Source organism: Terrabacter tumescens, assembly GCF_014646815.1.
Lineage (GTDB): Bacteria > Actinomycetota > Actinomycetes > Actinomycetales > Dermatophilaceae > Terrabacter > Terrabacter tumescens.
In genome coordinates this window covers 347,458-358,739 of record NZ_BMNZ01000003.1, presented here as the reverse complement: position 1 = coordinate 358,739, position 11,282 = coordinate 347,458, and the positions used below count along the sequence as shown (strand labels likewise).

At 71.5% G+C, this 11,282-nt stretch carries 12 protein-coding genes; 5 read left to right on the top strand and 7 right to left on the bottom strand.

Going from position 1 to position 11,282, the window contains the following annotated elements:
- Positions 1-52: 52 nt before the first annotated feature.
- Complete coding sequence (locus IEY30_RS09030; RefSeq protein ID WP_052358371.1) at positions 53-1,276, bottom strand: DNA recombination protein RmuC; 1,224 nt, start codon at positions 1,274-1,276, stop codon at positions 53-55.
- Positions 1,277-1,382: 106 nt separating this feature from the next.
- Between IEY30_RS09030 and IEY30_RS09025 the strand changes: the two genes are divergently transcribed.
- From IEY30_RS09025 to ychF, 3 genes are all read left to right on the top strand, one after another.
- Positions 1,383-2,222 carry a thioesterase family protein gene (locus IEY30_RS09025; RefSeq protein ID WP_030194361.1) on the top strand — a complete coding sequence of 280 codons (840 nt, stop codon included), beginning with the start codon at positions 1,383-1,385 and terminating at the stop codon, positions 2,220-2,222.
- Between the two features lie 7 nt (positions 2,223-2,229).
- Complete coding sequence (locus IEY30_RS09020) at positions 2,230-2,766, top strand: histidine phosphatase family protein (RefSeq protein ID WP_030194364.1); 537 nt, start codon at positions 2,230-2,232, stop codon at positions 2,764-2,766.
- A 67-nt stretch (positions 2,767-2,833) separates the two neighbouring features.
- Positions 2,834-3,919: a redox-regulated ATPase YchF gene (gene ychF / locus IEY30_RS09015; protein ID WP_030194367.1), complete on the top strand. Its 1,086-nt coding sequence runs from the start codon at positions 2,834-2,836 to the stop codon at positions 3,917-3,919.
- A gap of 51 nt (positions 3,920-3,970) precedes the next feature.
- Here the strand turns inward: ychF and IEY30_RS09010 are convergent, their stop codons facing one another.
- The 3 genes from IEY30_RS09010 to IEY30_RS09000 all read right to left on the bottom strand — a co-directional run bounded on the left by IEY30_RS09010 (position 3,971) and on the right by IEY30_RS09000 (position 6,494).
- Positions 3,971-5,575 carry a GntT/GntP/DsdX family permease gene (locus IEY30_RS09010; protein WP_156035112.1) on the bottom strand — a complete coding sequence of 535 codons (1,605 nt, stop codon included), beginning with the start codon at positions 5,573-5,575 and terminating at the stop codon, positions 3,971-3,973.
- On the bottom strand, positions 5,572-6,129 hold the full coding sequence (locus tag IEY30_RS09005) for a gluconokinase (protein ID WP_030194374.1): 558 nt from the start codon (positions 6,127-6,129) through the stop codon (positions 5,572-5,574). The genes IEY30_RS09010 and IEY30_RS09005 overlap by 4 nt, the downstream gene beginning before the upstream one ends.
- Positions 6,130-6,266: 137 nt before the next feature.
- Positions 6,267-6,494 (bottom strand): hypothetical protein, encoded by a 228-nt coding sequence (locus IEY30_RS09000; protein ID WP_156035114.1) that lies wholly within the window; start codon positions 6,492-6,494, stop codon positions 6,267-6,269.
- A 96-nt stretch (positions 6,495-6,590) separates the two neighbouring features.
- Here IEY30_RS09000 and IEY30_RS08995 point away from each other — a divergent pair, with 96 nt between their 5' ends.
- Complete coding sequence (locus IEY30_RS08995) at positions 6,591-6,953, top strand: ArsC/Spx/MgsR family protein (protein ID WP_030194377.1); 363 nt, start codon at positions 6,591-6,593, stop codon at positions 6,951-6,953.
- A gap of 12 nt (positions 6,954-6,965) precedes the next feature.
- Here IEY30_RS08995 and IEY30_RS08990 read toward each other — a convergent pair whose 3' ends face one another.
- Positions 6,966-8,258 carry a DUF1479 domain-containing protein gene (locus IEY30_RS08990; RefSeq protein WP_030194380.1) on the bottom strand — a complete coding sequence of 431 codons (1,293 nt, stop codon included), beginning with the start codon at positions 8,256-8,258 and terminating at the stop codon, positions 6,966-6,968.
- Between the two features lie 87 nt (positions 8,259-8,345).
- On the opposite strand from IEY30_RS08990, the gene IEY30_RS08985 reads away from it, so the two are divergent.
- The gene (locus IEY30_RS08985; protein ID WP_030194383.1) at positions 8,346-9,527 is read left to right on the top strand and encodes an ROK family transcriptional regulator; all 1,182 of its coding nucleotides are present in this window, start codon (positions 8,346-8,348) and stop codon (positions 9,525-9,527) included.
- A 201-nt stretch (positions 9,528-9,728) separates the two neighbouring features.
- On the opposite strand, the gene IEY30_RS08980 is transcribed toward IEY30_RS08985, so the two are convergent.
- Positions 9,729-10,493 (bottom strand): cache domain-containing protein, encoded by a 765-nt coding sequence (locus IEY30_RS08980; RefSeq protein ID WP_052358323.1) that lies wholly within the window; start codon positions 10,491-10,493, stop codon positions 9,729-9,731.
- Positions 10,490-11,242 carry a FadR/GntR family transcriptional regulator gene (locus IEY30_RS08975; RefSeq protein WP_081920341.1) on the bottom strand — a complete coding sequence of 251 codons (753 nt, stop codon included), beginning with the start codon at positions 11,240-11,242 and terminating at the stop codon, positions 10,490-10,492. The genes IEY30_RS08980 and IEY30_RS08975 overlap by 4 nt, the downstream gene beginning before the upstream one ends.
- Positions 11,243-11,282 lie beyond the last annotated feature (40 nt).

Below are 11,282 nucleotides of genomic sequence, written 5' to 3'. Positions count from 1 at the left end.
GCACGCTCGAGACGGCGAAACCTGCTGTGGCGCAGGCGTGCTCGAGGGCGACTCATCCAGCCGTGCCGTCGGCGGTGCCGGCGGCGGGGAGGCCCTGGTGTCGCCCGGACCCCATGACCTGGTCGAGGAACGCGTCGTCGCGCGCCGAGCGGCCGAGGTCGTCGGTCAGCTCGGCCGCGCTGAGCGAGCGGGGCGCGACCTCCAGGGGAGTCAGCGACGGCGGACGCTCGCTCGTCAGGTGCAGCTCGTGCATGCGGCGGGCCGTGACGAGAACGCGCGACTCGAGCGTGCCGACGAACTTGTTGTACTGCTCTACGGACCGCGAGAGCGACTGGCCCATCGTCGTGACGTGGCCGCCGAGGGTCGTCAGACGGGCGTAGAGGTCCTGACCGATGGCGAGCAGCTCGCGGGCGTTCTGCTCGATCGCGTCCTGCTGCCAGATGGCCCCGATGGTGCGCAGGACGGCGAAGAGGGTGCCCGGGGAGGCCAGGACGACCTTGCGCGACAGGGCGTGCTCGTAGAGGCCGGGGTCGTCGGCGAGCGCCGTCGCGAGGATCGCCTCGCCGGGGACGAAGCAGATGACGACCTCGGGGGAGCGGGTGAACGCCGTCCAGTACGCCTTGGCCGCCAGTCCCTCGACGTGCCGACGCAGCGCGGTCGCGTGCGCGGCGAGCAGCTCGGCCCGCTCGACCTCGGACACGGTCTCGCCGTGCGCCTGGAGGAAGTGCGCCATCGGCGCCTTGGAGTCGACGACGACGTGGCGCGACCCCGGGAGGTTGACGACGGCGTCGGGTCGCACGGTCGCGCCGTGCCGGCTGACGCTCGTGACCTGCTCGTCGAAGTCGCAGCGCGCGATGAGGCCGGAGAGCTCGAGCACGCGGCGCAGCTGCACCTCGCCCCAGGCGCCACGGACGGTCGAGGCGTTGAGGGCGGTCGCGAGGGTCGCGGTCTCCGAGCGCAGTGACTCGGTGGACCGGCTCACCTCGGTGAGGCGCTCGCCCAGCTGGCCGAACTGGAGCGACCGGTCGCGCTCGAGCGCGCCGACCTGGCGCTCGACCCGGCCGATGGTGTCGCGCAGGGGCGCGAGCAGCGTCGCGGTCGTGTCGTCGACGTCGCGTGCCGCCTCGAGGTCGCTGACCCGCTCGCGCAGCACGTCGCGCTCGGCCTCGGCCCCGGCGGAGCGGGCGAGCAGGCTGGAGCGGGCCGAGAGCCACGCGAGCAGCCCGCCGACCAGTGCGCCGATGACGAGCCCGACGAGCAGAGCGGTGAGGTCCATGGCAGCACCGTCCCAGACGCCGCCGACACCGCCGGCGCGCGACACCCGGCCACACGGCATACGACCACGGAGTCGGGGCGTCGGGCGGGTCTGTTACACCTAGTCCGTGAGCGAGTACGACGACGCGACCCGGCTCGAGGCCGGCGACGACCAGACGCAGCGGCACGGCACCTTCCACGAGGAGTGGATGATCGGCAACGCCGTCAACGGCGGCCTGGTCATGACGACGGCCCTGCGCGCCCTCGGCGAGCACCTCGCGGGCGACCCCGACGAGACGACCGAGCACGTCGACCCGGTCGTGCTCTCCGCGTACTTCATGACGGCGTCGCAGCCCGGCCCGTTCACCGTCACGACCGAGGTGATGCGCTGCGGTCGCAAGCTCTCGACGGGGCAGATGACCATCCACCAGGCGGGCGACGACGGGCAGCCCGTCGAGCGCATGCGCGCCATCGGCTCGTTCGGCAACCTCACCGACCTCGACGTGCAGCGCCAGGCGAGCCCGCCCTCGATGCCGCCGCCCGAGCAGTGCGTGTCGGCCGAGCAGGCGCCGCCCGACTTCCTCGCCAACGCCAAGTTCCTCGAGCGGCTCGACCTGCGCCTCGACCCGAGCACCGCCGGCTGGGCGATGGGCAAACCGTCGATGCAGGGCGTCATGCGGGGCTGGCTGCGGCTGCGGGACGGCCGCGAGCCGGACACGACGATGCTGATGATGGCGCTCGACGCGCTGCCTCCGGTCGCCTTCGACCTCGGTCTCTTCGGCTGGACGCCGACACTCGAGTTCACCGGTCACGTGCGCCGCCGCCCCGAGCCGGGCTGGCTGCAGGTCACGCTCGGCAGCGACACCCTCGGCGGCGGGATGATGGAGGAGGACGCCATGATCTGGGACTCCGCCGGCAACCTCGTGGCCCAGTCGCGCCAGCTCTGCGGCGTGCGCATGCCGGGCTGAGGCCGTCGTGACCGTCCACCTCGTCTACGAGACCCACTCGGTCACCGAGGACAACGAGGCCGGCATCGCGACCGGCTGGCTGCCGGGGCGACTCTCCGAGCAGGGGCGCGTCCAGGCCGCCGAGCTCGGCGAACGACGACGGGGCGAGGCGCTCGCAGCGGTGTACGCCTCGGACCTGCGGCGGGCGGTCGACACGGCGGTTATCGCCTTCGGCACGGGCTTCGTCCCGTTGCGTCTCGACCCGCGCCTGCGCGAGTGCGACTACGGCCGCCTCAACGGCGCCCCGGTGACACAGCTCCACCCCGTGCGCCTCGCCCATGTCGACACGCCCTTCCCGGGCGGACAGAGCTACCGCGACGTCGTCGAGTCGACCGCCGGGTTCCTGGACGACGTGCGCCGCGACCACGACGGCGAGCGGGTGCTCGTCATCGCCCACTCGGCCAACCGCTGGGCCCTGCAGCACCTCCTCGACGGCACGCCGTTGGAGCAGCTCGTCACCGCGCCGTTCGACTGGCAGCCCGGCTGGGAGTGGACGCTGACGTGAGCCCGGCGGCACGGCATACGCCCTCGTGGTCGGGAGCGCGCCCGATCGCCACTAAACTCTTGTCCTCGTGGCACTCACCATCGGAATCGTCGGTCTCCCCAACGTCGGCAAGTCGACGCTCTTCAACGCGCTGACCAAGAACAACGTGCTCGCCGCGAACTACCCGTTCGCGACGATCGAGCCCAACGTCGGCGTCGTCCCGCTGCCCGACTCACGGCTCGGCGCGCTCGCCGAGATCTTCGGCTCGGAGAAGATCCTCCCGGCCACGGTGAGCTTCGTCGACATCGCCGGCATCGTCCGCGGCGCCTCGGAGGGGGAGGGTCTCGGCAACAAGTTCCTCGCCAACATCCGTGAGGCCGACGCGATCTGCCAGGTCGTGCGCGCCTTCGAGGACGGCGACGTCGTGCACGTCGACGGCAAGGTCAGCCCGGCCAGCGACATCGAGACCATCCACACCGAGCTCATCCTCGCCGACCTCCAGACCCTCGAGAAGGCCGTGCCCCGGCTCGAGAAGGAGGCGCGGATCAACAAGGACAAGAAGGCGACCCTCGAGCTCGCCCAGGCCGCGCAGAAGGTCCTCGAGGAGGGCCACACGCTGTATGCCGCAGGGCCGGCCGCCGGGATCGACCTGGCCGAGGCGAAGTCGCTCGGCCTGCTGACGACCAAGCCCTTCATCTACGTCTTCAACCTCGACGAGGACCAGCTCCCCGACACCGAGCTGCAGGCGTCGCTGCGCGAGCTCGCCGCTCCGGCCGACGCGGTCTTCCTCAACGCCAAGCTCGAGATGGACCTCATGGAGATGGAGCCCGACGAGGCGCTCGAGCTGCTCCAGAGCTTCGGCGCCGAGGAGTCGGGCCTCGACCAGCTGGCCCGCACCGGCTTCCACACCCTCGGCCTGCAGACCTACCTCACGGCCGGCCCCAAGGAGTCGCGCGCCTGGACCATCGGCAAGGGCTGGACCGCCCCGATGGCCGCCGGCGTCATCCACACCGACTTCCAGCGCGGCTTCATCAAGGCCGAGGTCGTCAGCTTCGACGACCTCGTAGCGGCCGGGAACATGAATGCTGCCAAGGCCGCCGGCAAGGTGCGCATCGAGGGCAAGGACTACGTCATGGCCGACGGCGACGTCGTGGAGTTCCGCTTCAACGTGTGACGCGCGCTTGCCTCCCGGTGTCGGGGAGTCGAGGCGCCTCAGTTCCCGCAGTCAGACGACGAGGCTCAGCAGCATGACGAGCGCGAAGCCGAAGACGGAGATGACGGTCTCCATCACCGACCACGACTTGATCGTCTCCCCGACCGTGAGGCCGAAGTACTCCTTCACCAGCCAGAACCCCGCGTCGTTGACGTGGCTGAAGAAGAGGGACCCGCAGCCGATCGCGAGCACGAGCAGGGCCAGGTGGCTCGTGGTGAGCGTGGCCGCCAGGGGGCCGACGATGCCGGCCGCGGTGATGGTCGCGACCGTCGCCGAACCGGTGCCCAGCCGGATCAGCACGGCCACGAGCCAGCCGAGCAGCAGGACCGAGATGTTGACGCCCGTGGCCCAGTCCTTGATGACGTTGCCGACGCCGGCGTCGATGAGCGTCTGCTTGAAGCCGCCGCCGGCCGCGACGATGAGGATGATGGCGGCGATCGGTGGCAGGCTTGCGCCGACGGAGGCGCTGACCTGGTCCTTCTTCATGCCGGATCCGAGCCCGAGCACGATGTAGCAGAACAGGACCGCGATGAGCAGGGCCACGGTCGGGGTGCCGAAGAAGTCGATGACGGTGCGGACGCCGCTCTTCTTGTCCGTGACGAGCAGCTTGGCGATGGCGTCGATGAGCATGAGCACCACGGGCAGCGTGATCCCGACGATCGCGGCGGCGAAGGACACCCTTCGGCGGCCGGGATCCAGTGGCGCCTCGAGGTCGTCGAACCCGGCCACCGCACCCCCCCGGCCGCGGTCGGAGGGAGTGGCGCCCTCGTTCCCCGGGGCCGGCCCGTCCGGGACACCGACGCCTCCGCGGCCGCCTCGGTTCGCCCCGCCTCGTTCGGCCGCCTGCGCACGGCTGGCGCCGTCTGCGCCGCTCCCGCCGCTGCCCACCGGCACGAGGACGCGAGAGTCGGCGTCGACGAACTTGGGAACCCACCGATCCACGTAGTGCGCGAGCACCGGCCCCGCGACGACGACCGTCGGGATGGCGATGATGATGCCGTAGAGCAGGGTCCGTCCGAGGTCTGCGTTGAGCAGGCCGATCGCGGTCAAGGGACCCGGGTGCGGGGGCACGAGACCGTGCAGGACCGAGAGTCCGGCGAGCGCCGGGATGCCGAGCTTCATCAGGGACAGCCCCGTGCGCCTGGCCACCAGCAGGATGACCGGGACCAGCAGCACGACCCCGACCTCGAAGAACAACGGGAGGCCGAGGATGGCTGCGATCAGCGCCATGACCCACGGCAGGCGTCCGGGACCCACGCTCCCGACCATCGTCGACACGATGCGGTTGGCGCCGCCGGAATCCTCGAGCAGCTTCCCGATCATGGCGCCCAGAGCGATGAGGACGCCGACCGATCCGGACGTGCTTCCGAACCCGTCGAGGAAGCTCGCCACGATGTCCCCGGGTGGCATGGTGGCCACGGCTCCCAGCACGGCCGAGCCGAGCATGAGCGACAGGAACGGATGGACCTTTCCCAGGGTGATGAGGAGGACGACGGCGAGGATGCCGAGGATGCACGCAGCTACCAGCTGCCCGTCACCGGCGTACGGGATGTCGGGCGGCGCCGCTGGCAGCCTCGGCAGAGAGGTCACGGCCGTGAGAGCGGGGTGCACGATCATGGCTGAACTTCCTTTCGCAGACCGAGGGCGGTCAGTGCGCGATCGAGCACCTGGGCGGCGGTGCCCTCGTTCGAGACAGAGATACCCGGTTCGTCGTCAGCCAGCGGCTCGAGCGTGGCGATCTGACTGGGCAGCAGTGACGCAGGCATGTAGTGCCCGGGCCGGTGCTCCATCCGGTCCCGGATCACGTCCGGCGCTGCGGTGACGTGCAGGAACCGGACGCGCGGCCGGTCGCGCCGGAGCAGGTCTCGGTAGACGCGTCGTAGGGCGGAGCACGTCACGACGGCCGACTCGCCCGCGGCCTCCTTGGCACTGATCCAGCTACCGATGGATTCGAGCCAGGGCCAGCGGTCCTCGTCAGTCAGCGCCTCGCCGTTGCGCATCTTCGCGACGTTGGCCTCTGAGTGGAAGGCGTCGCCCTCGGCGAACTCCCAACCCGTGACGGTGGAGATGCCCTTGGCGAGAGTGGACTTGCCGCTCCCGGACACTCCCATGACGATCACGACGTCGGGAGAGTTCGGTTCGGATCGGGACCCGGAGGCTTCGTCGACCACGCTACAAAACTAGCCCCACCGTTCGCGTCATGGGAGGAAGCGCTGCAGGTGTTCTGAGCGACGTCGGTGAGACCGTCGGCCTTACTGACACGCAGGTCTGCTTCGGGGGTCCCAGCCCTTCGGTCGGGGCAGAAGTATCAGAACGGAATGCGCTGCCCGGTGTCGCGGATCTGCTTGACGACGCGCAGTTCGCGGTTGCCGCAACCGACGCAGGTGAGGACCTCGGGGTCGCCGGGCGTCCGCCGGTAGGTGTGACCGAGCATCCTGCAGGCGAGGTGCAGGCGACTCATCCTGCCGGCCCCGCTCGTGCGACCCGTCGTCGTGTGGTTCTTCGTGGGGTTCTTGGGCCCTGTCGAAGTGTTCATGCCTCGAGGATGGGCCGCGCGGGAGAACACGTCTCTGCCTGAGGAGACACGGGCGTCGCCCGCGGGGGCCTTTGCTTCGGCGTTAGGGTCGTCGCCATGAGCGACGAGGTGACGATCCTGCACAACAACCGCTGCTCGACCTCGCGCGCGGCCATGGAGCGCCTCGACGAGGCGCACGTGTCGGCCGACGTCGTGGACTACCTCCGACACCCGCTCGACGCGGTCGCCCTCGCCGACCTGCTCGACAAGCTCGAGGACGCGCCGACCGACCTCGTCCGCCGTGACGCACACTTCCGAGAGCTCGGCCTGGTCGAGGGCGACGTGCAGACGCGCGACCAGGTGATCGCCGTGCTCGCCGAGCACCCCCGGCTCATGCAGCGCCCGGTCGTCGTGCGGGGCGACCGCGCGATCATCGGCCGCCCGAAGGAGCGCGTCGCCGCCTTCCTCCTGGCCGAGTGACCCGCAGGCGGGTCACTCGAGTCCGAGTCCGCGGCGTCCCGTCGAGTTGAGCCGGTCGGTCGTGAAGCGGTCGGGCCACGTGCGCTCGTAGTGCTCCTCGGGGAAGTCGCTCGGGCTGGAACCGCTGACGAAGGCCTCGCGGACGCTCACGGCATACCTCTCGTTGCGCTCGCACCACGGTGCGGCCGGGATGTACATGACGTTGCCCCAGCCCTGCTGGTCCTCGACGGGAGCGACGCTGTGGATCATGTCGCAGTGCCACCAGACGGAGTCGCCCGCCTGCACGTCGGGGATGCCGCTCAGCGCCTCGAGGAGCAGCGGGTGCCACTTCTCGGTGGCGGGGAAGACCTGGTTGGTCGTGACGCCGCACATGTCGTCGTCGGCGACGTCGTCGAGCAGGGGGCGGAGCATGAGGTAGGCCATCGCCTCGGGGATCGGCACGGCGTGCAGCACGCCCTGGTCGTGGGCCATGTCGGACAGGGCCGTCCACCCCTGGAAGGTGCGGAAGGCCGAGCACATCGTCGTGCCGGGGTACTGCGGGCCGGCGGTGCGGTGGGCCGCGTCCCACGGGTCGTAGTCCTCGACGCTGCCGTCGAAGAGGTGACGGAAGGCCCGCTGGTAGCTCTCCGTCATCCAGAGGTCGAGGGTGCCCGGATCGCAGTGTGCGCCAAGGCCGTTCGAGTCGGCGCCCGGCGGGCGACGGCGGATGCGGTCGGGGTAGAGCGAGTCGCGCTCGGGGTCGAACCACGTGACGCCGTCGGACTCGTGCTTCCACTGGGAGTTGAGCAGCGACTGGACCGTGGCCATCCGCTCGCTCTGGCGGGCCTCCATCTGGGCGGCCGACCAGTAGATGGGGTAGATCTCGGGCTTGGAGCCGACGCTGCCGAAGAAGTCGTCGCCGGGGCCGCGGTAGCTCTCGAAGAACCGGTTGCCCTCGACGTAGTCGACGATGCCGGCGTCCCAGGCGAGCGCCTGCTCGCGGGGGAAGTGGCCGCGGACGACGAGGCAGCCGCGACGGCGCAGCTTGGCGAGCTGCTCGTGGCTGACCCTGCCGTTCTCGATGTCGGCGTAGTCGATGACGGGCCAGACGCTCTCGCCGCGCTCGCGGTCGGCGTGGATCTGCGCCACGCGCTCGCGGACCCGGGCCTCGACGACGGCGAAGACCTCGTCGACCGTGCGGCCCGAGGCCTCGATGCGGCGGCGGATCGCGGCCTTGACCTCGCGGACCGCCGCGGGGAGGTCGTCGGGCGTCGTCTCCCAGTGGGGGAGGGCGAGGTCGGTCGGGCTGGGGTGCGCGGTGGTCATGAGGTGTCCCTTTGGTGAGGAGTCCTTACGAAGAAGAAGGTAGCGTGGCCTCTCGGTTTCGGCAAGGCTCCTAACTAAGGTGGTCGTATGCCGTCCGCCAAGCCGAGCCTGGAGCTGCTACGAGCGCTCACCGAGGAGCACGTGCTGCGCGCGCTCATGGACCACCGGAGGCTGACCCGTGCCGAGATTGCCGGCCTGACCGGAATCTCGAAACCGACGATCTCCCAGGGCGTGCGACGTCTCGTCGACATGGGTCTCGTCGTCGATACGGGGGAGCGCAGCTCGGGGCGGGGGCGGGCCGGCTCGTACCACGCCCTCTCGCGGGCCTGCGGCACGGCGCTCGTCGTCAGCATCACGCCGGCCGCCGTCACGTGCGAGTGCGTCGACGCGTTCGGGGACGTCGTCGCCAGCAGCGCCGTCCCGCTGGAGCGCGGTGCGGGGGCGTATGCCGTGTCGCGGGCTCTGAGGGCAGCGCTCGAGCAGGTCGACGCGGCCGGGACGACGTCGAGCTCGCCGCGCGTGGGGCGAGGAGTGCGCATCGCCGTCGTCAGCGCCGCCGACCCGGTCGACCGTGCCACCGGACGCCTCGTGCACCTGCCCGACGCGCCGTTCCTCGTCGGGGACCTCGACCCGCGGTGGCTGCTCGGCGACGTCGTCGAGGGCCCCGTGCTCGTCGACAACGACGTGAACTGGGCGGCGCGGGCGGAGCAGGCGGCCGGGGAGGCGGGGGCGGTCGGGGCCGCCGGCTCGGCCGACTTCGTCTACCTCTACCTCGACGAGGGACTCGGGTGCGCCGTCGTCTCCGACGGCGAGGTGCGTCGCGGTCACTCGGGGCTGGCCGGCGAGATCGCCCATCTCGTGACGGAGGGGCCGGACGGGCGGGCCACCCGGTTGACCGAGGTCTTCGCCCAGCTCGGCCTGCGTCGCGAAGGGTCGACGGCCATCGACGTCCGCCGGCTCCGGGTCCGCGTCGCCGAGGCGCCCACGGGCGACCCGACGCTCGAGGCCCTCGCGGCCGCCGTCAGCGGCGTGCTCGAGGCGGCGATCGCGCTCGCGGACCCCGCGGTGGTCGTCGTCGGCGGGGAGTGGGGGCGTGACGAGGACTTCGTCGCCGCGCTGCGTCGGCGCTCCGCCGGCCTGACCCGACCCGTGCCCGTCGCCGCCGCGGTCGTCGGTGACCAGCCGCAGCTGACCGGTGCCCGGGCCGCGGCGATCGACCGCCTCCGCGACGTCATCGTGGGAGCCGTCCGGTCCCCGGGCACGCAGTAGGACGGACCGGCCGACGCGGCCTAGGCGGCGGGCCTCGGGGATCATCGAAAAAAGTCCGTCATGCCCTGTAACGACTGCTCCCGTCCTCGCGATGGAGGGTTTAGAAGAGGCGCCACTCGGACCCCCGAGCGAGTGGCGCCTCTCCTGTGTCCCGGGGTGGGACGGTCAGCCCGGCGTCCGGTCAGTCCCGCCGCGCGCCGCTCACTGAGCGCCCGGCGACACGGACCCGTGGTCGTCAGCGGGGGAGAGGACGACGAACGGCAGGCCCTGGCAGCGGGTGGCGGACCACTGCGAGTGTGCGACCGGCTCGCCGGACAGCCAGTCCTCGATCGCCAGTCCGCGGATCAGGTCGCCCGTGACCCAGGTCGGGTCCGACGACGTGACCACGCGTCCTGCCGCGTTGACGAGGACGCAGGTGCGCTCCACGGCCTCCATGACGTCGAGCAGGTGCTCCTCGAACCAGGCGACGAGCACGTCGACGCCCACCACGCCGGCGAAGCTGCCCTCGACGACGAGCGGCTGGGTGAAGGTGAGGGTGTACTGGTCGGTGCAGAGGTAGTCGACGTAGGGGCCGGTGACGTGACGGGTGCCGCTCGCGAAAGGCTTTGCGTACCAAGGCAGCTCGGTGTAGTCGCGGAATCCGACCGCCCGCGGGTCCGTCTCGGCGGCCAGCTTGGTGATGACCGCGGCCCCTCCCCGGGACTCGACGGTCCACCACTCCAGCCAGTACGGCGCGTCGGCGAGGACGTTCGGGGCCAGCACGGCGCCTGCCCCCGCGACCGGGGTCTGCGGATCGGCCAGCAGGTCGTGGCAGCGCTGCTCGATGTCCAGGTCGGCTCGCCTCGGGGCGGGCGCCGACAGTGGCACGTCGAGCAGGCCCGCGAGGTCGTCGAGCTGGCCGAAGACCCAGCGACCGAAGTCCGAGACCCACCGGGCGACGTCCGTGTCGGTCGTCGTGGTCGTCATGTGCTCCTCCGGGATCGGGTGTCACGGTGCAGTGCCTTCACCGCATCGAAGAGACGGCTCACATGATCCTCCGCTCCGGCGCGTGCCGCCGAAGGATCGCCGAGCGCCACCGCCTCGACGACGGCCTCGTGCTCGCGGTGTCGGGCGGCCCCGGCCTCGGCGTCGGCGAGCCAGAGGACCGGTCCGATCTCGCGCTGGAGCACCATCTCCTCGCGGGTCAACCGCGCCGACTGCGCCGTGGCAGCGAGCTCGAGGTGGAAGGTGCCCTCCTGCCGGGGTATGCCGCTCGGCTCGTCGGGCTCGGGGCGCAGCGCGGCGAGGCGGCGCAGTCTCGCCACGTCGTCGGGGTCGGCGCGCTCGGCGGCGAGCGCCGCGCAGTGACCGCTGACGGCACAGTAGTGGTCGGCGAGGTCGCGCAGCTCGCCCAGGCCCACGCGGGTGAGCCGGGCGAGCAGGGCCGCCCGCCCACCGTCGCGGGGCGCCTTGACGAAGGAGCCGCCGCCCCGGCCGCGCCTCGTGACGATGAGGTCGTCGTCGCGCAGCGTGCCGAGCGCCTCCCGCACGGTCACGGTGGCGACGCCGAAGCGATCGGCGAGGTCGCTCTCGGGCGGGAGCATGCTGCCGTCGGGGAGCAGGCCGAGGGCGATCGCCTCGCCCAGTCGGCGGCGTACGGCCTCGGCGCGGCCCGCCGCGGGCAGCGGCGCGAAGACGGCGGCATACGGCCCCAGAGGCATCGACCGGTCCGCCATCGGCTCTCCCTGTCAGTTTGGCCATTCCTCTTGCGCTTAA

Coding starts and splice junctions, on each gene's coding strand:
- IEY30_RS08985 (WP_030194383.1), top strand. CDS start 8,346: ATGCCGTCCGCCAAGCCGAGCCTGGAGCTGCTACGAGCGCTCACCGAG.
- IEY30_RS09030 (WP_052358371.1), bottom strand. CDS start 1,276: ATGGACCTCACCGCTCTGCTCGTCGGGCTCGTCATCGGCGCACTGGTC.
- IEY30_RS08995 (WP_030194377.1), top strand. CDS start 6,591: ATGAGCGACGAGGTGACGATCCTGCACAACAACCGCTGCTCGACCTCG.
- IEY30_RS08975 (WP_081920341.1), bottom strand. CDS start 11,242: ATGGCGGACCGGTCGATGCCTCTGGGGCCGTATGCCGCCGTCTTCGCG.
- IEY30_RS08990 (WP_030194380.1), bottom strand. CDS start 8,258: ATGACCACCGCGCACCCCAGCCCGACCGACCTCGCCCTCCCCCACTGG.
- IEY30_RS09000 (WP_156035114.1), bottom strand. CDS start 6,494: ATGAACACTTCGACAGGGCCCAAGAACCCCACGAAGAACCACACGACG.
- IEY30_RS09010 (WP_156035112.1), bottom strand. CDS start 5,575: ATGATCGTGCACCCCGCTCTCACGGCCGTGACCTCTCTGCCGAGGCTG.
- IEY30_RS08980 (WP_052358323.1), bottom strand. CDS start 10,493: ATGACGACCACGACGACCGACACGGACGTCGCCCGGTGGGTCTCGGAC.